General features: G+C 47.2%; 22 protein-coding genes. 12 read left to right on the top strand and 10 right to left on the bottom strand.

From position 1 onward, the window contains the following. Positions 1-69 precede the first annotated feature (69 nt). The 3 genes from NA330_RS00755 to NA330_RS00745 all read left to right on the top strand — a co-directional run bounded on the left by NA330_RS00755 (position 70) and on the right by NA330_RS00745 (position 3,301). Positions 70-1,431, top strand: a complete 1,362-nt coding sequence (locus tag NA330_RS00755) for an MFS transporter (RefSeq protein ID WP_000648129.1) — start codon at positions 70-72, stop codon at positions 1,429-1,431. Beyond that, positions 1,400-2,491: an L-idonate 5-dehydrogenase gene (gene idnD / locus NA330_RS00750; RefSeq protein WP_023242328.1), complete on the top strand. Its 1,092-nt coding sequence runs from the start codon at positions 1,400-1,402 to the stop codon at positions 2,489-2,491. The genes NA330_RS00755 and idnD overlap by 32 nt, the downstream gene beginning before the upstream one ends. A gap of 90 nt (positions 2,492-2,581) precedes the next feature. Next, a complete protein-coding gene (locus NA330_RS00745) occupies positions 2,582-3,301 on the top strand; it encodes a FadR/GntR family transcriptional regulator (protein WP_000023780.1) in 720 nt (239 codons plus the stop codon). Between the two features lie 177 nt (positions 3,302-3,478). On the opposite strand, the gene NA330_RS00740 is transcribed toward NA330_RS00745, so the two are convergent. The 4 genes from NA330_RS00740 to hglS all read right to left on the bottom strand — a co-directional run bounded on the left by NA330_RS00740 (position 3,479) and on the right by hglS (position 9,025). Continuing rightward, positions 3,479-4,054, bottom strand: coding sequence for a YceI family protein (locus tag NA330_RS00740; RefSeq protein WP_023242329.1), 576 nt, complete (start codon positions 4,052-4,054; stop codon positions 3,479-3,481). A gap of 195 nt (positions 4,055-4,249) precedes the next feature. Next, positions 4,250-5,905, bottom strand: coding sequence for a glucan biosynthesis protein D (locus NA330_RS00735; protein WP_001081947.1), 1,656 nt, complete (start codon positions 5,903-5,905; stop codon positions 4,250-4,252). Positions 5,906-6,124: 219 nt separating this feature from the next. Then, on the bottom strand, positions 6,125-7,633 hold the full coding sequence (locus tag NA330_RS00730; protein WP_023242330.1) for a carboxylesterase/lipase family protein: 1,509 nt from the start codon (positions 7,631-7,633) through the stop codon (positions 6,125-6,127). Between the two features lie 48 nt (positions 7,634-7,681). Then, positions 7,682-9,025, bottom strand: coding sequence for a 2-oxoadipate dioxygenase/decarboxylase HglS (gene hglS / locus NA330_RS00725; protein ID WP_000024100.1), 1,344 nt, complete (start codon positions 9,023-9,025; stop codon positions 7,682-7,684). Between the two features lie 292 nt (positions 9,026-9,317). Here hglS and NA330_RS00720 point away from each other — a divergent pair, with 292 nt between their 5' ends. Then, positions 9,318-10,241, top strand: a complete 924-nt coding sequence (locus NA330_RS00720) for a LysR substrate-binding domain-containing protein (RefSeq protein WP_000414259.1) — start codon at positions 9,318-9,320, stop codon at positions 10,239-10,241. Between the two features lie 60 nt (positions 10,242-10,301). On the opposite strand, the gene NA330_RS00715 is transcribed toward NA330_RS00720, so the two are convergent. The 3 genes from NA330_RS00715 to NA330_RS00705 all read right to left on the bottom strand — a co-directional run bounded on the left by NA330_RS00715 (position 10,302) and on the right by NA330_RS00705 (position 13,522). Beyond that, entirely contained in the window at positions 10,302-11,927 is a 1,626-nt protein-coding gene (locus tag NA330_RS00715; RefSeq protein ID WP_000528480.1) for a methyl-accepting chemotaxis protein, read from the bottom strand. A 169-nt stretch (positions 11,928-12,096) separates the two neighbouring features. After that, positions 12,097-13,215: an S-(hydroxymethyl)glutathione dehydrogenase/class III alcohol dehydrogenase gene (locus tag NA330_RS00710; RefSeq protein WP_017441318.1), complete on the bottom strand. Its 1,119-nt coding sequence runs from the start codon at positions 13,213-13,215 to the stop codon at positions 12,097-12,099. Positions 13,216-13,246: 31 nt separating this feature from the next. Further along, positions 13,247-13,522 carry a metal/formaldehyde-sensitive transcriptional repressor gene (locus NA330_RS00705; RefSeq protein ID WP_023242331.1) on the bottom strand — a complete coding sequence of 92 codons (276 nt, stop codon included), beginning with the start codon at positions 13,520-13,522 and terminating at the stop codon, positions 13,247-13,249. A 523-nt stretch (positions 13,523-14,045) separates the two neighbouring features. Between NA330_RS00705 and NA330_RS00700 the strand changes: the two genes are divergently transcribed. After that, positions 14,046-14,447 carry an effector protein gene (locus NA330_RS00700; RefSeq protein ID WP_077908703.1) on the top strand — a complete coding sequence of 134 codons (402 nt, stop codon included), beginning with the start codon at positions 14,046-14,048 and terminating at the stop codon, positions 14,445-14,447. Positions 14,448-14,575: 128 nt separating this feature from the next. Here NA330_RS00700 and NA330_RS00695 read toward each other — a convergent pair whose 3' ends face one another. Then, the gene (locus tag NA330_RS00695; protein WP_001588428.1) at positions 14,576-15,292 is read right to left on the bottom strand and encodes a hypothetical protein; all 717 of its coding nucleotides are present in this window, start codon (positions 15,290-15,292) and stop codon (positions 14,576-14,578) included. A 424-nt stretch (positions 15,293-15,716) separates the two neighbouring features. Between NA330_RS00695 and sseJ the strand changes: the two genes are divergently transcribed. Continuing rightward, complete coding sequence (gene sseJ, locus NA330_RS00690; protein WP_023203154.1) at positions 15,717-16,943, top strand: SPI-2 type III secretion system effector SseJ; 1,227 nt, start codon at positions 15,717-15,719, stop codon at positions 16,941-16,943. A gap of 120 nt (positions 16,944-17,063) precedes the next feature. Here sseJ and NA330_RS00685 read toward each other — a convergent pair whose 3' ends face one another. Beyond that, the gene (locus tag NA330_RS00685; protein WP_017441316.1) at positions 17,064-17,408 is read right to left on the bottom strand and encodes a DUF1294 domain-containing protein; all 345 of its coding nucleotides are present in this window, start codon (positions 17,406-17,408) and stop codon (positions 17,064-17,066) included. 933 nt (positions 17,409-18,341) lie between these two features. Between NA330_RS00685 and NA330_RS00680 the strand changes: the two genes are divergently transcribed. From NA330_RS00680 to NA330_RS00655, 6 genes are all read left to right on the top strand, one after another. Further along, on the top strand, positions 18,342-19,103 hold the full coding sequence (locus NA330_RS00680; protein ID WP_001727062.1) for a transporter substrate-binding domain-containing protein: 762 nt from the start codon (positions 18,342-18,344) through the stop codon (positions 19,101-19,103). 6 nt (positions 19,104-19,109) lie between these two features. Then, a complete protein-coding gene (locus NA330_RS00675; protein ID WP_023242332.1) occupies positions 19,110-19,757 on the top strand; it encodes an amino acid ABC transporter permease in 648 nt (215 codons plus the stop codon). Between the two features lie 24 nt (positions 19,758-19,781). Next, the gene (locus NA330_RS00670; RefSeq protein WP_023194418.1) at positions 19,782-20,513 is read left to right on the top strand and encodes an amino acid ABC transporter ATP-binding protein; all 732 of its coding nucleotides are present in this window, start codon (positions 19,782-19,784) and stop codon (positions 20,511-20,513) included. Continuing rightward, on the top strand, positions 20,510-21,190 hold the full coding sequence (locus NA330_RS00665) for an amino acid ABC transporter permease (RefSeq protein WP_000560174.1): 681 nt from the start codon (positions 20,510-20,512) through the stop codon (positions 21,188-21,190). The genes NA330_RS00670 and NA330_RS00665 overlap by 4 nt, the downstream gene beginning before the upstream one ends. A gap of 136 nt (positions 21,191-21,326) precedes the next feature. Continuing rightward, positions 21,327-22,877 carry a glycosyltransferase family 39 protein gene (locus NA330_RS00660; protein WP_023242333.1) on the top strand — a complete coding sequence of 517 codons (1,551 nt, stop codon included), beginning with the start codon at positions 21,327-21,329 and terminating at the stop codon, positions 22,875-22,877. A 463-nt stretch (positions 22,878-23,340) separates the two neighbouring features. After that, on the top strand, positions 23,341-24,003 hold the full coding sequence (locus tag NA330_RS00655; RefSeq protein WP_000683309.1) for a class I SAM-dependent methyltransferase: 663 nt from the start codon (positions 23,341-23,343) through the stop codon (positions 24,001-24,003). Positions 24,004-24,273: 270 nt separating this feature from the next. On the opposite strand, the gene cybB is transcribed toward NA330_RS00655, so the two are convergent. Next, positions 24,274-24,804: a cytochrome b561 gene (cybB, locus tag NA330_RS00650; protein ID WP_000527279.1), complete on the bottom strand. Its 531-nt coding sequence runs from the start codon at positions 24,802-24,804 to the stop codon at positions 24,274-24,276. Positions 24,805-24,917: the final 113 nt, after the last annotated feature.

The raw sequence follows: 24,917 nt of genomic DNA, 5'->3' as shown, positions 1-24,917 counted from the left end.
ACCTACTCGCCTTTAAAATTGATGGCATGTGTTTACCCCGATGCATGCCGATATAACACAGGTATTATTATGAAGGCTTCAAGACAACGACTCTTTATTCTCACATTGCTGTTTATTGTGACTGCAATTAATTATATGGATCGCGCCAATCTTGCCGTTGCTGGTTCGAATATCCAGAATGATTTCAGTCTGACGCCAACACAACTGGGTTTGCTTTTCTCCATGTTTACCTGGGCCTACGCTGCCAGTCAAATTCCTGTCGGCTATGTTCTTGATCGCATTGGCTCACGTATTCTTTATGGTGGTGCGATTATTCTGTGGAGTATTTTTACCTTTATGATGGGGTTCGCCTCACACCATTTATTCGCGACGGCAACCGCTTCATTTGCAATGCTTCTGGCCTGCCGCGCATTAATTGGTGTTGCCGAAGCGCCATCCTTCCCGTCTAACACAAAAATAATCGCCACCTGGTTCCCGGACCATGAACGTGCCCGTGCGACCGCGATTTATTCCAGTGCACAATATATCGGTCTCGCGCTGCTGACGCCTGCCCTCGCCTTTATTGTGGCTAACTACGGTTGGGAAATGTCGTTTTATCTGTCCGGTGGCGCCGGTATTCTGTTTGGCATCTACTGGCTTATGTATTACCGCGATCCACAGCACAGCACTGCTGTGAACCAGGCCGAACTGGATTATATCAAAGCAGGCGGCGGCTATGGCTCGGAGAACCAATCCTCCGTGAGTGCAAAAATCAGCTGGCAAAATATTAAATTCTTCCTCAGCAAAAAAACGATTTGGGGTTTGTTCATCACCCAGTTTGCCTGCTCGTCTACGCTCTATTTTTTCCTGACCTGGTTTATTGTTTACCTGGAAAAAGGACTGCATCTCTCTATTTCCAAAGCCGGGATAGGCGCCATGCTGCCCTATATTATGGCGATGCTTGGGGTGCTCTGTGGCGGTACGCTAAGCGACATGCTGCTGAAAAAAGGAAAATCCCGAACGCTGGCACGAAAATTACCCGTTATGGCTGGCCTGTGCGTCACCATGATTATTGGCCTGGTCAATTTCTTTGAAAACCAGCCGGTTATTGCGATTGTCATTCTGTCTGTTGCGTTCTTTGCCAACGCCTTTTCAAACCTGGGCTGGGTGGTCTGGAGCGATGTAATTCCCCGTAATTTTCTCGGCACTATGGGTGGCTTTTTAAATATTTGCGGCAACCTTTCAGGGATCGTTAGCCCAATTGTTATTGGGGTTATTCTCCAGCGCACGCAAAACTTCCAGTATGCCATGTGGTATATCGCAGGCGTCGCCGGACTGGGCTTATTAGCCTACATATTCCTGGTGGGCAAAATTGAAGTGATCCTGCCTGAAAAAAAGAATGCCGACACTGTGGATAAGAATGCCATTAACCCGGCAACTGCCAACAAATAATGAGGTCATTATCAAAATGGAAAAAATAACCTGTAACGCTTGTCTGGCCCATGCGGAAAAAGACGTACGCTTTGAATCACGTGAAATCGAGCACAGTGAACATGACGTCGTCGTGAAGGTCGCCTGCGGCGGCATCTGTGGCTCTGATATTCACTACTATCAGCATGGCCGCGCGGGGATGTCTGTCCTCAAGCATCCGATGGTGATTGGCCATGAGTTTGTTGGCGTGATCAGCAAAGTGCCAGCAGGCAGCGACCTGGAAGTGGGCCAGACGGTTGCGGTGAACCCGTCCAGCCCCTGCAATCAGTGCGAGATGTGCCTTTCCGGCCATCAAAATCTGTGCGGCTCCATGCGCTTTATGGGCAGCGCGCAGTTCAATCCGCATGTGAATGGCGGTTTTTCTGAATACGTGGTGGTAAAACCGGAGCAATGCATTCCTTATGACAGGCGCGTGCCCGCAAACGTAATGGCCTTTTCGGAACCGCTAGCGGTCGCCATTCATGCAGTAAAAAAGGCGGGCCAGTTGACCGGCAAACGCGTACTGGTGATTGGCGCAGGCCCCATTGGTTGTCTGATCCTCGCGGCGGCACGCAGTGCCGGAGCATCTGAACTGGTGGCATCCGATCTCAGCCCACGCTGTCTGGAACTGGCACGCCAGATGGGGGCCACAGCGGTGATGGATCCGCGCGATGAAGAACAGGTTGCTCATTATCAGCAGCATAAAGGCTACTTTGATGTCGTGTTTGAGGCCTCCGGCGCGCCGATTGCCGTGGCATCCAGCGTCGACTTCACCCACCCTGCCGGCACTATCGTTCAGGTGGGGATGGGCGCCAGCCCGGTAAGCTGGCCGGTGTCAACGATGCTGGTTAAAGAACTCAACTGGGTCGGCTCATTCCGTTTTATCGGTGAGTTCATCACCGCGGTACGCTGGCTGGAAGATGGGCGTGTCGATCCTCGCCCGCTTATCAGCGCCGAGTTCCCGCCCCAGCAAATTGAAGACGCGCTGATTACCGCCACAGACAAAAATGTCTCTGCTAAGGTACTCATTCGTTTCGATTAACGGTGAAAAGCGCCCGGCCGGGCGCTTTGTTCTTAAAAGAGAATTGTTATATAATAAAGCACTTCGGCGACATCTTAACGGATACCCATCTTGAGCATAAAATCCATTCAAAAACAGAATGTTGTAAATGAAATTTATGATCAGATAAGCAGCAAACTGCTGGATGGCAGTTGGGCGCCGGGTAGCCGTTTGCCCTCAGAAGCGGAACTGACCACCTCATTTAACGTCAGCCGGGTCAGCGTTCGCAGCGCAGTACAGCGTTTTCGTGACCTGGGGATTGTAGTGACGCGTCAGGGCAGCGGCAGCTACGTGAGCGAAAACTTCACCCCGCAGATGTTGAGTAACGATCCCCGCCCAATCATGCACCTTAGCCGCGAAGAGTTTCACGATATGATGATTTTTCGTCAGACCGTGGAGTTCAAATGCGTGGAGCTCGCCGTCACACACGCCACCGATGATGACATTCGCCAGCTCGAGGAAGCATTGAACAACATGCTGATCCACAAAGGTGATTATAAAAAATACTCGGAAGCGGACTACGAGTTCCATCTGGCGATTGTCAGGGCATCGCACAACAGCGTGTTCTACAACGTGATGAGCTCGATTAAAGACATCTATTACTACTATCTTGAAGAGCTTAACCGTGCGCTGGGTATTACCCTTGAAAGTGTGGAAGCCCATATCAAGGTCTACATGTCGATAAAGAATCGCGATGCCAGCACGGCCGTCGAAGTGCTCAATGAAGCGATGTCAGGCAATATTATTGCGATCGAAAAAATCAAATCTACAGAGACATCAGGGACAAAATAACCGTTGGTTACAAGCTCAAGTAGTAGGACAATTTAACATATCTGAATCCGAAATAGTTGCCATCAACTATTTAGTGACATAGTCCCACTTTAAAATCGTGGCAGTGCGGCCTGAAATCAGCGAAGCTTCAAATAGCCAATCCCCCTTAACATACAATAATTTTCATCATCATTCCCTTTATTGCTTAACCGCTTCTGCCTGGATTTTTATATCGACAACTTTCGTCATCCCCATATCGACCAGATAATCTACACCCCACTGGGTGCGATCTATTTGCGTGACAAAATCACCACCGCAAACCTGCGCCTTGAATATCGGGCTCATATAACAGCCAAACTTGGTGGTGGTTAAGGTGACGGGCTTAGTTACTCCCTTCATTGTTAACAAACCGTCAATAGAAACTGGTTTATTATCTTCAAAATGCCATTTTGTCGATTTAAATACTATTTCTGGATATTTTTCCGCATCCAGAATATCACTACTGCGAATATGGTTATCAAACGCATCCACCCCGGTATTTAAGGCGCTCACGGGAATCGCCACACGCATCTCTGCGACTTGCTTTTCCGGCTGATATTTCAGTTCGCCGCTAATAGCATAAAACCCGCCATGATTGGTTGAGGTCTGGAAATGATCGATATTAAATACCGCATTGGTATGCGTATTATCAAATTTATATACATCTGCATGAGCAGCACTTAATAAACCCAGAGACAGGAGAGCACCAAGAAAACTCTTTTTCATTATATTCACTTTATATCTTAAATAAGGTGAAGCTATCTTAATGTCCCCTGTCCGCAGGATCGAGAGGGATAAACAGGAAGGACTGTTGCAAAAATAGAACGATGAAAAGGCCGCGTCACAAAAACAGCAGCTCACGAATGAGTTTATGCCAGGGCAATTTCCGCAACCTGTACCGCCTTTGTGGCGGTACAGAAGGCAAACTGACTAACGCATGATACGATCGTCGACATAACGGCGCTTATCCGGCGCGGGCGGGAAATACTGATACAGCCAGGTTTCGCTGATAGCCTCCCCCTGGCAGCGCAGGAACATTCGCATATCCACCGGTGCCGTAGAATCCGAGGTCGGATACCAGTCAAACTGGATACGATAACCGTCGAAAGGCTCTACGTAGAGGATCTCAATCTGCTTCGCCTCGCCACTGGAGAGTGTAATTACCGGCTCAATGCCTTTTGGCGCGGCCGCTTTCAGATCGCCGCCGACAAAATCAATAGCAAAACGGCGCGCCCATTTATCCGGGTAATGTTCGCCCGGCGCCCAACCTTCGGGAAAGCCACCCATCCCTGTACGGGTCGCCATGACCCGCGCAAGCGGGGATTGTACCGGCGGCTGCGCGCTCCAGTACAAACGATAATTGAACGCCAGCGTATCCCCGGCTTTGATCGCTTTTTCCGGCTGCCAGAAACAGACCACATTATCCAGAGTTTCACCAGTGGTTGGGATCTCCATCAGGCTAACTGCACCTTTCCCCCACTTACTGCGCGGCTCCACCCACAGGCTCGGACGTTTGTTGTACCAGCCCATCACATCCTGATAATGCGAGAAATCGCGATCGAGTTGCAGCAGGCCGAACCCTTTCGGGTTATCGTCCATATATGCATTGAACTGCAATTTCTGCGGATTATTCAGCGGGCGGCAAATCCACTCGCCGTTACCCCGCCACATCGCCAGCCGATCGGAATCGTGAATTTGCGGATGAATGGTGTCGCATACCCGGCGTTCATTATTCCCACAGCTAAACATACTGGTCATCGGCGCAATGCCAAGTTGCTTAATATCTTTACGGGCGTAGAGATGGTTTTCTACATCCATGATCACCTGCGATTTTTCGCAATGGATCACAAATTTATACGCGCCCGTCACGCTGGCGCTGTCCAGCAGAGCGTAAACGGTAAACGTAGTATCGCCCGGCTTCGCGGTGTCAAACCAGAATGCGGTGAAGTCAGGGAACTCTTCCTGACCGTCAGTATAGGTATCTATCGCCAGCCCGCGAGCCGACAGGCCATACTGATAAGTATCATCTACCGCCCGGAAATAACTGGCGCCCAGGAAGGAGACGACATCGCGCCGCGCCAGTTCCGGCGCTTTAAAGACACGGAAACCGGCGAAACCGAGATCGCTCTGCCCTTCCAGTTGCGTCGTATCGACGCCGGCATCGTTGTATTTAAACAGTTCCGGGCGAAAATGGATCTCGCGAGCAAGATGCGTCGTCGTATCAACGGAAAACATGCGTACGCGACGACGAAAGCCCATCCCTACGTGGAAAAACTGAATATCGAGCTGCCGGTTGGCGACACCGTTCCAGAGTGAATGCGCCGCGTCATACTGAATGCTGTTATAGGCCTGCGGCGTCAGATTGGCGAGCGTATCCGGCAAGGGTCCCGGCGCGCCGCCCCAGGGCTTTTTCGCTAACGCCTGGGCCATTGATTGCAGACCAGCAAAATCAAAACGGACAATTTTACCATCCGCAATATCGGATTCCGCGGCAAACGCCGCCTGAGAAAAGAGGGAAGCAATACCGCTGGAACCGCACACGGCGGCCATTGCCATTGAACCTTTAATAAATCGTCTACGATTCATACCTGAAAATGAGTCCTTCTGGTCTTGTGAATGGTCCCGCGCTGGTTTTTTCAGCAGCAAGAATGTGCCCGTTTCTGACCGCTCACTCTAGACAAAATTCATTAATAATCCAATTGTTGGTCGCCTGGAAACTGTGCAAAAGCGTAAATATTTTATGTCGATAAGAACCGACCTAATCGGATGTAAACCTCACGCAGCATTCTTCAGGTTATGAAAAGTTTATTCCAGACTAACGTGATGTTTCATGACTCGTTTAAACAGCGCCAGACGCGCACGCATAAAGCGGTTTTCCACTTTAAAACCGGCAAGTTTGTTCAGCCCAATCCGCAACAGACGATCTCGCCCCCGAATGCTGGCGGGCCAGCGAACCGGGCCGTGCAGCACGTCGCGCGTGCGGCTGGCATGACGAGCGAAATTCACCCAGTAATCCGCCACCTGCGAGGCAAAGGCCAGGTCATTCTCATTCACATAATGGCATGTGGGCTCAGCCCGCGTTAACGTATCGAATACATACGGTATTTCATTGCCATGACAGGCGCCATTCGCGTAGGTGTTATGCTCCGCTTCGGCGACATAATCAAACCAGTAACGCCAGCACGGTTCGCCGATCCGCTGCTGCGCTTGCATGACGACATAACCCAACGTGGTAAATACCATATCCCGACAGACCTGCCGCCCTAGCGCTTCGTCGCCTTTCACTCCAGGATAAAGCAGCCGGATTAACCCCAGGCCAACACGCCGCTCACGGCGCATTTTTTGAATTTGACCGGCAATATCGACGCCAAAAACTGCCAATACGCTGGCTTCATCGCTATTCGAGCCGATCATCACCGGTATGGGATGCTGTTTCGCCGCAAAGAAGGTTTCCAGCATCGGATGCGGCAGCACGACGTCGCCGGAAATCGGCGTCGGCGCAATTTTAAAAGGCGCGTCCAGCGGCCAAAACGTCTCTGCCGGTAAAGCGCGTAGCTGTTCGGCAGTGGCATGGGCTAAGCCAAAATGTTCCGCCAGCGCAACGCCTTTTTTTAGCGCCACCTCGCGGGGCGTATCCGGCAGCGTATAACCACTCTGAATAATCGCTTTATGAAAAAGCCCCTTCGCCAACGGCGAAGCCATCAACGACAGCACGCTGCGGGCGCCGGCGGATTCGCCAAATAACGTCACATTCTGCGTATCGCCGCCAAACGCGGCAATATTGTCCTGCACCCAACGCAGCGCAGCGATTTGATCGAGTAAAGCGAAATTATGAATACACTCCGCCCCTTCGCCTTCCAGCGCCGGATGCGCGAAAAAGCCCAGATGGCCAAGCCGATAATTGACCGTCACCACGATCGCGCCGCGCTTCGCCAGCGCTTGACCGTCATAGGGCGGCAAACTCCCCGCGCCAATGGTGTAACCGCCGCCGTGTAGCCAGACCATGACCGGCAACGGTTCATGACGCACGGCGGGAGCCCAGACGTTCAGATAGAGACAGTCTTCGGAAAAATTTCCCGGATCGCCACCGCCGAGTTCACGACACCATGTAATATCCTGCCAACTGGCGCAGGAGAAACAATCCGCCTGGCGCACATCCTGCCAGGGCGTAACAGGCTGCGGCGCACGCCAGCGTAGCTCCCCTGTTGGCGGCGCGGCATAAGGTATACCGCGCCAGATATGGATGTCTTCCTGTACGACGCCCACGATTTTACCGTGACGCGTCGCCACCAGCGGGATGGAGGGATTCAACATAACGCCTTCCTTTTACAGTATCCTCACAGCCTGTGAAGCTTACCGCTTTTAAAGCAGACCGCAACGGCGTTTACTGCGTTCTTCCGCTTCCTGATATAACGAAAATTCATCCCGTACAGCACATCCCAGCGCCTGTTCAAAGGCGTCGCGGCTGGCATTGCCGTGGCTTCTGGCCAGCGTTTCATTTCCCAAATTCGACTGAAAAATGCCGGCTGCGCTGACCGGAAGAAAATCTTCATAGGTAATCGGCTGCGCGATCACCCAACCGCGCTCAATAAGCGGCTGCGGATCGTCGCCAGGATGGATCGCCTGACGATGCGCCTCGCCGGATGGCGTTAAGCGATAGCGGAACCAGGCAAGCCCCTGCTGGCGAAGCAGAAATTCGCTATCCGGAAAGGCGTTAAAGACCTCCCGCAAATGGAGTTGATGCGTGAAGTTATCCTTACCCGTTCCCGCCTTGTGCAACAGTTCGTCATATAATCGACGACCTTTTGGCGTCAGCGCGACGCCACGTTGCTCAATTTCGCCGAAACGCGCCGTGTGCGTACCCTGCTTTTCATCAACGAAGAGCACCTGCTCTTCCAGGGCTTTGAAACTGGTTTGCCGCAACAGAATAGGCACTTCGCGGCGAGGCGGACCTTCGATAAGAGTTTTAGGCGTAATGCCGCACTCCGGCATCATGGCCTGTACCCGGTCGATATCCAGAGTACGCGGCGTCAGATGGTTAATGTGACATCCCGGAAAACAGACCACGTCGGCAATTAAACGATGCTCACGATGCAGGCTGCGGTACGTTTCTTCATCAACGGTAGCCTGACGATGCCAGCGAAAAGTCTCCAGCGTTTCACGGACGAACTCTTCGGCCTGAGCAGCACTAAAACCGCCCTGCTCGTCGTACTCATCCAGCAATTGTCGGCAGCGCGATGTAAAAATATCCCGCTGCGATAAGATTTCCGCCGCCCGCTGGCGTAATGCCGCGTTTTCAATGAGCTCCAGGCGTAATAGCGAAGTGAACATGCGAAAGGGATTACGCGAGAGCGAAGCCTCGTCAATGGGACGAAATGCCGTGGAGTGCACAGGCACGCCCGCCTGAGAGAGATCGTAATAACTTACTGGGTACATCCCCATGATGGCGAATATCCGACGCAAGGTAGAAAGTTCTTCTGCGGTGCCAACACGAATGGCGCCATGTCGTTCCACGTTCAATCGCGCCAGTTCATCGGCATTAGCCAACTGCTCATGCAGTTTGGGATTATTTTCCAGCACCGCCAGATTCACGTCAGCCACAAGTTCCAGTAACGTACCGTACTGCGGAACTTCCTGCTGGTACATTGCCGACATTGCCTGCGAAAAGTGTTCCCGAATCTCATCTGCCGTGATGGTGTTCGCCATAATGTCATGCCTCCAGTGAATGTTACCTGGAGTGTAGAAAACCTCATCCATTCCGGGGAGAAGAATTTATAAAGTGTGATCCGGTCTGAATTCATTATGCAGAACGGATTGACATGAGCTGGCGTATCCCCGACCAGATCGCGGCTTAACACGCTTAACGGCAGTTGAATCATCAGTAAAATAAAACAGTTGTAACTTGAAATGGTAAAATGTTAATAATATTTTGCTATCAGGTTATCAAAAACAAACAACTTTACTTGTCACCCGCACGGCTCTGTTTTTAACATCACTTATGGAAAAAAATGGTCTGTTTAGTCAGCGCATTCGGTTGCGCCACCTTCATACATTTGTCGCCGTTGCACAACAGGGAACTCTGGGGCGCGCGGCTGAAACCCTTAACCTGAGCCAGCCAGCGCTTTCTAAAACGCTGAACGAACTGGAACAACTCACCGGAACCCGTCTGTTCGAACGCGGGCGACTGGGCGCGCAATTAACGGTTCCTGGCGAACAATTTTTGACTCATGCGGTAAAAGTATTAGATGCATTGAATACCGCCGGGCAGGCGCTGAATCGCAAAGAGGACGCCAGCGCCGATGTGGTGCGTGTTGGCGCGCTCCCCACCGCTGCGCTGGGTATACTCCCGGCGGCTATTGGGCGGTTCCATCAACAGCAAAAATCGACCTCGTTACAGGTCGCGACCATGAACAATACGATGTTGCTTGCAGGTCTGAAATCAGGCGAGATCGATCTGGGTATTGGCCGCATGTCAGACCCGGAATTAATGGGCGGTTTAAATTACGAACTGCTGTTTTTAGAATCGCTTAAATTAGTGGTACGCCCCGGTCATCCCCTGTTACAGGAGACGATCACGCTCAGTCGGGTTATGGAGTGGCCGGTAGTCGTCTCGCCAAAAGGCACGGTACCGCGCCAGAATGCGGAAGCCCTGTTGCAAAGCCAGGGGTGTAAAATGCCTGCCGGATGTATCGAAACGCTATCCGCATCGTTATCACGACAACTGACCGTAGATTACGATTACGTCTGGTTCGTCCCCTCTGGCGCGGTTAAAGAAGATCTTCGCCAGGCGACGCTGGTCTCATTACCCGTGCCGACCCAGAGCGCAGGCGAACCGATAGGTATTCTTACGCGAGTTGATATCCCGCTCTCAACCGGGGCGCAAATGCTGATTGCGGCGATCCGTAAATCGATGCCGCTGTGATAGCGGCTGTCGGACATTAACCGCGCCCGCGGCTAAAATAGCCCGCTGGCGCGACGCTTACTAAAGGAAGGATGATCGCATCGTCGCGCCAGTATCCTGTAAATGAAACGCATCAACGGCTTGCGTCAAGCGGGCGGCCTGTTCTTCAAGCGAAGCCGCCGCCGCGGACGCCTCTTCGACCAGCGACGCGTTTTGTTGCGTAACCTTGTCCATCTCAGAAATCGCCTGACTGACCTGAACAATACCGCGACTTTGCTCATCAGAGGCTGCCGCGATATCGAGCATAATATCGGTGACGCGTTTGACGGCATCCACAATCTCATTCATGGTGCTCCCCGCAGCGATAACCTCTTCAGATCCTTGTTCAATCAGGCTGACCGATGCGCCGATCAAGCCTTCAATCTCTTTTGCCGCCTGCGCGCTGCGACTGGCGAGGGTACGAACCTCACTGGCGACCACCGCAAAACCGCGTCCTTGTTCCCCGGCGCGTGCCGCCTCGACCGCCGCGTTCAGCGCCAGAATGTTGGTCTGGAAAGCGATACTGTTAATGACGGCGGTAATTTCCGAGATTTTTTTCGAGCTGGTGGAAATATTCCCCATCGTTTGTACGACCCCGGAAACCATCTGGCCTCCGCGACTGGCTTTACCGGAAGCATCTTCCGCCAGTTTGCTGGCGTGATGCGCATTATCCGCATTCTGCTTAACGGTTGCCGTCAACTGTTCCATACTGGCCGCGGTTTGTTCAATGGCGGCAGCCTGCTGTTCAGTACGAGAAGATAAATCCGTATTACCAGCAGTAATTTCGCTGGTGCCTCGATAAATTTCCTCCGCCCCCTGACGCACCGCCCCTACCGTTTGTTGCAACGCATGCTGCATCTGCTGAAGATGATGGCTCAGGCGACCAATTTCACTGCGTCCTGTGGGCTCGTCAGCCATGGTCAGATCGCCGGCCGCAATGCGTTCGATACGTGACGCAGACTGCTGCAAGGGTTGTATCACCGTGCGACGCAGCACCATGAAGGTCATTAACGTCAATACCAGCGCCAACGTAAATGCGCCAATCATAAACATCATACCGAGCCGGGTACGTTGGTAAGCCTGTTCGCTAAGTAGTCTTGCCCGCTCGGTGCGCAGTTCAATCGCTTTCAACAGGACATGGTTATATGCGGCATCCAGTTGTTTTGCCTGCTCGTTTTCATGATTAATGATCGCTTCGAACATGCCATTTTTGGCAAATTTCAGCATCGGTTGCAGGCCGTTGATATAGGCGGTGTAGCGGGCGTTTAACTCGTTATCCAATGCGTCATCGGCGGGTGTTTTCACCGCTCTGGACATATAAGCGTTAAAGCCGTCCTGAGACTGCTTGATCCGCGTTTCCGCAGCGGCAATATTGGCTTTCATTTCATCCATTTCAGCAATCCGGCTCGCCGCGCCAGCGTGGATCATATTGATACGTGCGGTACGTAAGTGGTTAGCGCTGTTGGATAATCCCATCCGTACCTGAATCTCGTCCGTGACATCACGCTGATCGCGATCGGCCTGTAACAGAAAATAGCCTGCCAGCCCGGCGCTCAAAGCAAAAAGAAGAAGGATGCCACCGAGAATGGAGGAAAACAGCGGAACCAGCCGAATATGATGCAGGAAGCCCAGTTTATGCGAGGCTTGCATCGAGAATGTGTTGCCCATGACCGTCGACTCTCTTGTAGGTTTAATGCGTAAAAACACGCCCGTTAGATAGTCATCGGCACTTCGTGACGTTTGCTTACCGCGAAAAGCATCGCCTTCGTCACATTTTCACAACATTCATTCCAGAAAATTCAGAAAAGCGCCAGCGGAAAATCCGCTGGCGGATGAATCAGTTATCGCTAAAGTGGATAACAGTACGGATGGATTTACCCTGATGCATCAGTTCAAAGGCATCGTTAATCTGCTCCAGCGGCAGGCGGTGAGTAATAAAAGGATCTAAATGGATTTTACCGTTCATCGCATCTTCTACCATCCCTGGCAGCTGCGTGCGCCCTTTCACGCCGCCAAAAGCGGAGCCACGCCAGACGCGACCGGTCACTAGCTGGAAGGGACGGGTTTTGATTTCCTGCCCTGCCCCCGCTACGCCAATAATAATGCTTTCGCCCCAGCCTTTATGACAACATTCCAGCGCTGCTCGCATCACGTTAACGTTGCCGATACATTCAAAACTGAAATCTACGCCGCCATCAGTAAGCTCAACAATAACGTCCTGGATCGGTTTGTCGTAATCATTCGGATTAATAAAGTCCGTGGCCCCCATTTCGCCCGCCAGCGTAAATTTTTCCGGATTCGTGTCGACAGCTAAAATACGCCCGGCTTTAGCCTGAACCGCGCCCTGAATAACCGCCAGCCCAATACCGCCTAAACCAAAAACGGCAACGGTGTCGCCCGCTTTCACTTTAGCGGTGTTATGGACGGCGCCAATACCCGTCGTCACGCCACAGCCCAACAGACACACTTTATCCAGCGGCGCCTGCGGGTTCACTTTCGCCAGAGAAATTTCCGCGCAAACGGTATATTCGCTGAACGTGCTGGTTCCCATATAGTGATAAACGGGTTCGCCGTTATAAGAAAAGCGGGTAGTGCCATCCGGCATCAGCCCTTTTCCCTGAGTGGCGCGTACGGCCTGACAAAGGTTAGTTTTACCGGACTTACAGAACTTACACTCGCCGCATTCCGCCGTGTACAGTGGAATAACATGGTCGCCGGGTTTCAGGCTGGTTACCCCCTCGCCGACCTCGACTACCACGCCGCCGCCTTCGTGACCCAGGACTGCCGGGAATACGCCTTCCGGATCATCGCCGGAAAGGGTAAAAGCATCGGTATGGCAAACGCCGGTATGGGTGATTTTGACCAGAACTTCGCCTTTTTTCGGCGGCGCAACGTCAATCTCGACAATTTTTAGCGGCTGACCGGGACCAAAAGCAACTGCTGCACGTGATTTCATATATCTCTTCCTGTTACGGTGAGGGAAATTGTTATTTTAGATAAGCGCGAAGAAGATGGCCGATTTCCGCCATCCGGACCGCGCGCTGATCTGGCGTAGTTTCCCCGCTGACCAGCTCATCTTTCAGATGGATTTCAACCATTTCACTCATCAGGCCATTAGACGCGCCGCGCACGGCGGCAATCTGTTGCAGAATCGCCAGACAAGGTTCGCCAAACTCAAGCGCCCGCTCCAGCGCTTCGACCTGCCCGCGTATGCGACGAACACGGGTAAGGATACGTTTTTTATCTTCAGGTGAATGCGGCATTCGACCTCCATATACTATAGGGGGGTATACTATCAGAATTTAATGTTTATGTAATTGTAAAATTACACGCAATATAAAAATCAATCGCTTATAACTTACCGGCATAGGTCATCAAGAATCAGTTCACATTCAGCATATTCAGCTCACGGGAACTTTTTCTGGCCACAGACAATAAACGCCAAAGCTTCCTTTCTAAGCTGCAATGTTCTGCCCGACTGGGGCACAGAGGTAATGCCGTGTGAATCCAGTCCCATTACCCAGAAGTAAATATTTGCTCAATAGTTTTTACTTACTCACCAGGTGGTAATGAATAAAGGTTATGATATGCAGATGTCAGTCTTGTAAGAACGTAACATCACAACTGCGATACACCGCCGACGGGTAGCAAAAATATCTCAACCCCGTGTCTTTCCAGGCTTAGTCAATGTGGACAAAAAATCAAATGAGCGTTATTTGAAAGATTTTTAATACCCAAAAGCGTCATCATTATTGTTAATTTGAAATCAATCTCAGGTAATAATCCATGCCTATTTCGATTTGTAAACATGGTGCTCCTTTTGTTGTTCAACATGAAAATCGGTACGGTTCCGGGGCAAGTCAGTCATCATTACTTTCAAAATCAATCCACCATATTAGCAACTCTCATGAGGCAATAAACTTTATAAGTTGCTATAGTGCAAATGGAAGCTGTTTTTCCAATGCACAGATGCTAGCCAATGCCTCAGGGAGCCCTGTTATAGGTTACTATGGGAAGGTAAATAAGTTAACAGCCAGTCTGGCTAATAGCGGTCGTATATTTCGCCCACAGCATAAGCTTGCGGCCAATATTTGTTATGTAGGTAATCGGCTTCTGAGCGCTCCAGTTCAAGTTGGGTTTGGCCTGAAACATCTGCTAACCTGTCACTCAAATGGTAATGTCAGATAAAGTGTCATGCCATGCCCTTCCCGGCATTGCTATTCCACAGCCTACAGATATGGGCGCTCAGTTCTTTCTCTAATCTCTGCTATGGGAAGCTCTGGCGTCATTTCACGCTCTTGCCAACCAGTATTTTATTAAAGTCTGACTTTTACCAGGGTAATTTCATAAGAGTGTCCATCTTCTGGTCTAAAAATAATAAATCTATTGTTATTTTTAGTAAAGGATTTCGACAAAATAAAACTATCATGATATCTGGCCAGGACGTAGTACCAGCCTCCATCATACAATATCATTTCGTATTCTTTCTTTAATTGTGGCTTATAGATCCCAACAAAAAAAGAAAATATAAAAAAATATATAATAAAACCAAGCATAACTATAGTGAAACAATGCCTTCGCACCCAACTGAGTTGCGTAAAACAAATCACTGGCATCAATTTACTATAAAAACGCATCCCCACCGATAAGCATAAAGCCACCAGTAAAATGATAAAAAAAAGCTCCCACAAAAACGATTCTGTTAAGAGAGAAAACTCGATAACAATTGGAATAAAGAACAAAACCGCTGCCAAAAAAAGGCGTAAGAAGCTAAGGTCGTGGATACGTGCTTTTTGCTTTACTAGAAAAAACAATAGGATACCCACTCCCCATGCTATTATGAATATAGCCATCAGACTAATCGCATGGAATAGACTTCGGGCAATGTTGTCAGGGCCGACGCCTACATACCACCACGGGAAACCATAGTACGCGGAGACGCCCCAGCCATAAAAATAGGCGCTCCCCCATCCCAGACCACCTAAATAGGCCAAAAGCATTGAAGAGTTTTTAATAATTGAATCATCACTCATTATAGTTAACTCACTTAACAAAGATTTAATATGAAAATAGAAATCAACACGTTATATAAAACGCCCCCCTTAGAAATAATAGCTGGATGATAAGTTTACCTAATTTTCCTGAGTATCAAGCCAGCTCATACCCACGCCAGCACACTAAAATCAGGAGTGGCTACTTTTTTTAGAGCTTTGCCTTAACCAGACGCACAGTCAATAATGATAGCAGTCAGATAATATGTACCCGGCATTAACCTCACGTTGTTGATGATATATTTACTTCGTTGAAAAATAATAAATATTGCATGTATTTTATTGGCGACGGCAAACTGTTAAAGAAGCGCAATTCCATATACACCATTTACCTGATTACTTTACTTGCTAATATTTGCTAGTTAATACTTTACTAAAGCGCGTTTAATAGAGTAAGGAGGACACTATGCCATTGAGTGTTGGACAGGGGTATTTCACATCATCTATCAGTGCTGAAAGATTTAATGTGATAAAAGAAAGCGCACGCCCTCCGGAATTAAGTTTATGGGAGAAAATCAAAGCATATTTCTTCACCACCTACCATGCAGAAGCGCTCGAATGTATCTTTAAACTTTACCACTATCAGGAACTGAATCTAACACCGGTACAAGTTCGCGGAGCCTACATCAAACTTCGAGCCTTAGCGTCTCAGGGATGTAAAGAACAATTTATTATAGAATCACAGGAACAGGCCGATAAGTTGATTATTAAAGATGATAATGGTGAAAATATTTTATCTATTGAGGTTGAATGTCATCCGGAAGCTTTTGGTCTTGCCAAAGAAATCAATAAATTACATCCCAAGCCAAAAAATATTTCTTTAGGTGATATTACCAGACTGGTATTTTTTGGCGACAGTTTATCTGACTCCATGGGGCGTATGTTTGAAAAAACACATCATATTTTACCTTCCTATGGTCAATACTTTGGCGGAAGGTTTACTAATGGATTTACCTGGACTGAGTTTTTATCATCTCCACACTTCTTAGGTAAAGAGATGCTTAATTTTGCTGAAGGGGGAAGTACATCGGCAAGCTATTCCTGCTTTAATTGCCTCGGTGACTTTGTATCAAATACGGACAGACAAGTCGCATCTTACACCCCTTCTCACCAGGACCTGGCGATATTTTTATTGGGGGCTAATGACTATATGACACTACACAAAGATAATGTAATGATGGTCGTTGAGCAACAAATTGATGATATTGAAAAAATAATTTCCGGTGGAGTTAATAATATTTTAGTCATGGGGATTCCCGATTTGTCTTTGACGCCCTATGGCAAATATTCTGATGAAAAAAGAAAACTTAAGGATGAAAGCACCGCTCACAATGCCCTGCTAAAAACTAATGTTGAAGAATTAAAAGAAAAATACCCCCAGCACAAAATATGCTATTTCGAGACTGCCGATGCATTTAAGATGATAATGGAGGTGGCCAGTAACATTGGTTATGATACGGAAAACCCTTATACTCACCACGGCTATGTACATCTTCCCGGGGCTAAAGACCCTCAACTGGATATATGTCCGCAATACGTCTTCAATGACTTTGTCCATCCAACCCAGGAAGTCCATCATTGTTTTGCCACAATGTTAGAAAGTTTTATAGCTCATCATTATTCCACTGAATAATGTTCCATCGGCTGCGGTATGCCTTGAGCAAAACACCGCTCAATATCATAGTGCCGGTGGCATGAAAATATGAGGTTGTCTTTGCTGCCGGTTGGTCAATAAGTGATCCATACTCTATGTTCAGTAGGACAAAAATGGATAGAGTCGATAGATCGCCACCGTAACTACGGTACTCACTATCACACTGACGATAAAGTATGTTTTGAATGGCTGCTTTTGCGTTTTATGACGGAAAAGTTGTTGACCAACAATCGCACCAGGCCACCCACCGACAACCCCAAACACCAACAAAGTGGATTCCGGCACTCTGCGCCAGGTTTTACGTGCCGCCGTTTTATCTACACCGTAGATCGCCAGCGTTAGCACATTGGCGAGCAGGAACCACATCGCGACGGGATGCGATGTAAAAATGCTTCCGACCGCAGCGGAGATCAGGAGTAAATAACAAAAGCGGTTAAGATACATATTATTATGTCATAGCAATGATTAGGGTCATCGGAGCCCATTATACGCGATACATGCGCCTATGTGATGCAGAATTTTCTTTTCATTCAGCCAACGAGTCATCGAGTCATCGAGTCATCGAATCATCGAGGATTCATTTTTAATTACCATGGTAATCATAAGGTAATTAACGTGTTGTGAACACGATTAAAATGGGTAAAGCCACCAAAAATGTTACCACCTTAACCATTGCCAGGATAACTTAATGGAGAGCCCTCTTTATTGCTGTTTGTTATCCGGTTGGCAGTCTCAGTTTTGGATTTATTTATCGTATTTATATTTATTACATAAGATGTACGATGTTAATTTGAGAATTTTATCTCGACAACCGCATATATTAAGATATTTCTGAATTAAGATTATTATCGATTAAAACAAGTTAACGTTTTGATAAACATAACAACATCGTCAGAAATCCTGATCTGTTGTCGTTTGTTCATAGGATAAATAATTTATATGCTTGCAAATATAGATAGCACGCAAATCAACTTAGCTCAGAAAATGTATTTGACAAGCAAAGATAAGTCTTTATATTGGCCCTGGATAGAGTGATAAGATGATACTTAGAGACATTAAATACACCGTCACTGAAGCATTTATCTGCTTATCATGTAAATATGTATGCGTAAATGGAGCATAAACTATGTCCAGTATACTAATGTCTATGGTATCTTTACATTTTCACCTTTCATGGGGCCGCTGCACTCATATCCAGTTGATATCTCATGGTATATTCAATCCATTCCCTTTGATGATTCCTGTCAAACCTCCTGATTAAATTAGTTAACAGCGATGGAATACATAACGTTAAGTACTTTACGCCTGCAAATGTCAGGTTCACGCCCTAATGCTTAATTTATAATACGCATTACCTTACCACAGGAAATAGATAGCATGTTATCCAAAAAAATTGGCTTATCGATGATAGTGTTGGGAATAATGTCGTCTTCAGCGTTTGCTGATAGCATCGTTGAAGGGAGAACACTCAATGTCGCAGTATCACCGGCCTCTCCCCCTATGTTATTTAAAAGTGCTGATGGCAAATTGCAGGGGATAGATCTGGAGCTTTTTTCGTCTTACTGTCAGTCACGGCATTGTAAGCTAAACATCACCGAATATGCCTGGGATGGAATGCTTGGCGCAGTGGCGAGTGGTCAGGCAGATGTCGCATTTTCGGGAATTTCAATCACAGATAAACGTAAGAAAGTTATTGATTTTTCTGAACCTTATTACATCAACTCTTTTTATCTGGTCAGTATGGCCAATCATAAAATAACGCTCAATAACCTCAATGAATTAAATCAATATTCTATTGGATACCCTCGAGGAATGGCTTACTCCGACCTTATCAAAAACGATCTGGAGCCCAAAGGATACTACTCGTTAAGTAAAGTAAAATTGTATCCAACCTATAATGAGACGATGGCTGATCTAAAAAATGGCAATCTTGATCTGGCTTTTATAGAAGAGCCGGTTTATTTTACCTTCAAAAATAAGAAAAAGATGCCGATAGAAAGTCGTTATGTTTTCAAGAATGTTGATCAGCTTGGCATTGCCTTTAAGAAAGGCTCGCCCGTGCGCGATGATTTTAACTTATGGCTTAAAGAGCAAGGGCCACAAAAAATATCTGGCATCGTCGATAACTGGATGAAATAGTAAGCTATGTCATCAGGTAATATGCTGGCTATATTTTATTTCCTATTGGAAGGGATTGGTAATACGCTGCTTGTAACCTTTACCTGTTTTCTCTCAGCGTTTTTGTTCGGGCTTACAGTCGCCGTATTACGGCGACTATCCCCCCTTCCACTACAGAAGATACTCGACGTACTGGTCTTTATTCTTCGGGGAATTCCAATACTTATTGCTGTTTTTCTTGTTTATTTTGGATTGCCATCGATTGGCATATATGTTTCACCTCTGGTGGCCATGAACCTCAGCGTCGGCTTAATCAGCGGGAGTTATCTTGCCGAGGTGTTCAGAGGAGCGCTTAAATTAGTTGAGCCATTCGAAATAACGGTAGCGAAAGTAGCAGGAATGCGTCAATTACAGGTTATAATAAATATTGAACTGCCACAGATGTTGCGATTTTCTGTGCCCGGTATTATCAATGAGTTTTCTTCTGTATTAAAAGCGACGCCCTTTGCTTATACTGTCGGCATCGCTGAAATAACGAAGCAGGCAATGTCACTGACAGCCATCACGCTGAACGGGTTACAGATTTATACTCTTGCCGGGGTATTATATTTCATTATTTATAAAGTTTTTACTCTTCTGGCCGGAGTGTTTGAGAAAAAATATCGCATCAGTTGAAGCATAAAAATAGAGGTGATACTCATGGCTTTACTGAAACTAAAAGAGATAAGTAAGGAATATTCAGGAAAAAAGGTTCTTGATACGGTTAGTCTAAAAATTCAATCGGGAGACATGAAAGTAGTAATGGGGCCATCGGGTTGTGGAAAAACGACGCTTTTACGCTGTCTGCTTCGATTAGAAGAGCCTGATTATGGTGATATTTATTTTCACGGGAGAAATATTTATGACAAGGAATTTACTATTCTTGAGTTCAGAAAAAAAGTCGGTTGTGTCTTCCAGAATTACGCTTTGTATCGCCATCTTAACGTCATGGATAACATTACCCTTGCCCTATGTAAAGTGTTTGGCATGCCGGGACAACTAGCCCGGGAGAAAGCCTTACATGAGCTACAAAAACTTGATATGGCCTCGCATAGCGCGAAATACCCTTCGCAATTATCGGGCGGCCAGCAGCAGCGCGTCGCCCTGGCCCGAACAATGGTCACCGACCCAGAACTCATTATTTTTGATGAGCCGACGTCTGCGCTTGATCCGCTCATGACTCGTGAAGTCGGAATGTTGATCAAACAACTTCACGACAATGGCGTCACTATATTATGCGTCACTCATGATATTCGCCTCGCCAGATTACTAAGCGATAACGTAACGTTTCTTAATCATGGCAAGATTCGTGCAGAAGGCGCTTTTACCGATCTTGCCTTACGAGAAACGGATCCAGATATCCACTGTTTTTTTAGCGAGGCACAACGATGATCGCTGGCTGGTCTCTTTTCTTTAATGACCTGACTGAACAACTGCCACTTGTTGTGGACGGTATTAAAGAAACCTGTAAACTTGCGCTGATTGTTTCCATCACCGGTTTTTTGTGGGGAATTATTATTTTCTTTCTGAGTCTTAGCCGTCGACCCGTGGTAAAAGCCATAACTCGACTGTACATGGATTTCTTTATCGGTACGCCACTCATTCTTATTCTGTTTGTTATCTATTATGGTTTACCTCAATCTGGCATTCACCTGTCCTCTTTTACCGTGGCGGTTACAGGTTTTACCTTAAATGTCGGCGCATATAATGCCGCGTACATGACAACGGCCTATAACGCATTGAATAAGTATGAAACGGAGGCAGCAGTCGTTCAGGGGTTGAACAAACGGCAGGTCTTTTTGTGGATTATACTGCCTCAGGTATTGCTGTCTTCCATTCCAGCCTTAACGAATCAGGTGATTAATAACCTTAAAGACAGCACCATCGTTTTTCTTATCCAATATACTGAGTTTTTCGCGCGAATTCAGGAGGTTGCTGCAACTAGCTTTAAATTCTTCCATGCTTACCTTTTTGCCGCCATAGTGTATCTTATTGGCGTTACCTTTATCGTCGGTTTGACCCGGTTTTTAGAGCATAGACTGCTTCGCCATTACGGTCAGGATGACTGAGTTGCACTGCACTATTCTGATTAATTCATCGCTGACATTATCAAAGTTATTTTTATTTAGTGTTGGTTAAGATTTTAACCTTCATTATTGCGTTAGGTGTCCATTCTGGTCTAAGTCTTACTCCATTGAGGATATTATGGCGCTACCACAACTATCAATATGGCAGCCCGGCGATGGGTTAAGAAAAATAAAGTATAAATATCATGTTTGTCTCATTGTTATATTCTCCGTCCTTATACGGTTGCTGTTTTTAACTGACCGCTACCTTTGGTGTGACGAAGCGTCCAGCGTGCTGATTAGTCGACATAGCGTAGATAATCTGCTCTTCCATGCCGCTTTTGACGTGCATCCCCCGCTTTATTATCTGTTACTGCATGACTGGATGATATTATGGGGTGATAGCATTGCAGCGGTACGCTCTCTCAGTCTACTCTTTGGGATCCTGACAGTTGTGCTGGTTATCGCGCTTACGCGATGGCTGGCAAATGAACGTACAGCCTTATTGGCGGGATGGTTCGCCGCCCTGATGCCGATGGCAGTCCATTACAGTCAAGAAACGCGCATGTACGCGTTAATGGGAATGCTAACGCTCGCTGCCGCGTTAGCATTGATGATGTGGATAAAAACACCCACCCATAATCGCTACCTTGTCGCGTATGCTTTACTTATGACGTTCAGCTTTTACACCCATTATTTCACCCTATTTGCACTTATTGCCCACTGGATCGCAGTAACAATATTATCCTGCCAAAGCCATAAAACGGCCTGCTACCTTAAACTTCCTGGCTGGTGGTTTGCTAACCTGGCGATTGCTGTCGCTTATCTCCCCTGGTTGCCCGTATTGTTTAATTTACTGACTCATCTGGCGCAGTTGAGAGCCGGTAATGATATCGGTTGGATTCCCCCCGTAACATGGCGTGACCTGCCTGCGATGTTCTGGCATTTCTTTACCGGAAACAACGGACAGGGTTTTCCGTCGTTCATTCTGTGGCTGGCTGTGGGAGGTTTTATCGGTACTGTGGGGCGAATATCTTTATGCAACGGAGAATATGAAAGATATCAGCTGATATTATTTTGTAATCTGGTCATCCCTGTAATGCTGGTCTTCATCATTTCCTGGTGGATGCCGTTATTTATCGATCGTTATTTCTTCTTCTCATCGCTGAGCATTCCTCCCCTGCTCGCGGTATTACTTACCCGCGCAAAAAAAGCGGTTTGTGGCTTCGGGTTTATCTTATTCACTTTATTATTCGGCTATGGTTCATATCATAATAACCCTGAGCACATAGATGAGTTTAAACCACTGGTAAACTATATTAATACCCGTCACCAGCCTAATGATGCCGTGGTAGTCAGTAAAATGTTCGATTATTTAAGTTATGTTTATTATAATAAGCGAGATTATCGTACGTTTCTTTATACACCGCCTAACGCACACGGAACATCAGGCAGACCGAATGCCTATGGCTTTGGTTCACTGTTTTATGCGCAAGCCGATCAGACATATATTGATAATCTGACAACGCTTTCAAAAAGTTACCATCGTGTCTGGTTGATAAGCGGCGGTAACTTCAGTCAGGATTACCCCTTGCCGTCAGAATGGCAAAATATCGCAAACTTCAGAAGTGGTAGATTTCAGGTACAATTATTTGTAATACCAACTCAACAGGCGCGTCAAATGCAATGATTACCGTTTTTTATCCAGTGCAGTGATAAACAGTACTGCCACTGCCAGACCGCCTAAAAGTAAGGTCCAGCCAAACGCTTCAAAAACCTCAATCATATCGCCTCCAGGTAGGTGATATTAAATAAAGATGGCTATCTCAGCGTAACATTTAAAATATCAATTAATGTGCAATAATCGCTTTATGTGTATGAATAAATATTGTTCCTCATGCATTTAATTGCATTGCTATTATCATAAGGCTTAATATATTTATATTAACGATTATTAATTATCAGCTTATGATAATATGACTGTCCAATTCATTTATCAGCTATTATTATCCTCTATATTCTTTAAGATAGCCGTTTAATTCATAATATCGCCTTTATTCATCGCATTAAATTACTCACTCACCTGATTAATGCTTGCCTAACGATTGCTTCGTTGTTTTAATTCCAGCGCGAAATTATTTAGTGAGAGAACAATGAAGCATACACAACAATCAGGCGCAAAAGTCTATAACCCATTCACGCTTAGCTTATATGACTGGTGGGTACTCAATATCTCAAACAAATATGCCTGGAAGTGTCCTACTGATACACGACTACTTCCTTTCTTCCTGCATCACATGGGCGAGACTCACCTGGATATTGGCGTAGGTACAGGTTATTACCTGAAACATGCACCTGCGACTCATGCCATTTCGCTGATGGATTTAAATCCGGATAGCCTGAAAATAGCCGCCAGCCGAGTGGGTAATACGAAAATCCGCGCCACACTACAACACGATGTTTTCGACACGTTCCCGGCGGACTGGCACGGGCGCTTCGATTCCGTTTCGATGTACTATCTTCTGCACTGCTTACCTGGTGAGATGACAACAAAAGCGAAGGCAATTAAAAATGCCGGTATGGCGCTTAAACCCGGCGGCACACTTTTTGGCGCCACGATTCTGGGCAAAGAGGTTCCTCACAATGCTTTTGGTAAGAAATTAATGGCTGTTTATAACAAGAAAGGAATATTCAGTAATACCAATGATTCAGCCGATACGTTACGCAGCGTGTTGGACGAACATTTCGCTAAGGTGACTTTGGAGCAACATGGCGCCGTTGCGCTATTTTCCGCCACTATGCCACGTTCATTGTAAGTACAGGCACTTCCGAGCGGTCGGCAGCGCGATCATGTGGGTTTAACCCGTTGATTAAACATTGGATTACGGGATAGCAATTGCTTATTTTATTTGTCATACAAATAAGTATAATACCCGCTTCCGATGTAGACCCGTCCTCCTTCGCCTGCGTCACGGGTCCTGGTTAGACGCAGGCGTTTTCTGTATGGAATACGCCATCCCCTCCGATAGATGCCTTGTTTGCCTAAAGCAGTTAACCCCACCAGTGACAAACGTCATGCAGGACGGTCAGTCACGCTTACGCGGCATCATCCGTAACAGCGTATTGTCTTTCCAGAAATAGTGATGCATCAAAGCAGCGATGGCATGAAGTCCAATAACAAAATAGCCCAGATTCGCCAGCGTGACGTGCCAGGATTTCAGCATATCTACGCGTTCAAAGTTAGCTTCGGCGGCATGCGGCATAGTAATGCCAAATGCGACCCAGGGATTGCCGCGGTTATACATCATGACCAGACCAATAACAGGCAGCACGATAAATAACAGGTAAATCACCAGATGTCCTAAATGCGCCATTCCGGTCATCATCGGTTTTGGACGAGGAACAATGGGCGGCGTGGGATATTTCAGCCGAATAATCAAGCGCGCCACCATTAAAAGCAAAATAGTGATACCACATGAAACATGCGTCATATTAAACCAGGGCCGATAACTACGCGGCGCAAAACCGCGTAGCTCCATCGCGGCGTAAGCCACAATAACCAGAAAAAAGACTAACCAGTGAATACCAATTTGCAGGCCGGAATACTTATTGCCCATAGCGCGTCCTGAATGAAAACCGTAAAGCGACAACATAACCAGCTTTTATAAATAATTCATCAAATTTATGAGATGGTGGTCGCACTTGCCCGTTCACCCTCGCAAACGGGCGA

The organism is Salmonella sp. NW722 (assembly GCF_051702785.1).
GTDB classification, from domain to species: Bacteria; Pseudomonadota; Gammaproteobacteria; order Enterobacterales; family Enterobacteriaceae; genus Salmonella; species Salmonella enterica.
Note: the sequence above shows the minus strand (reverse complement) of the source record. Positions and strands in the feature narration are given on the sequence as shown.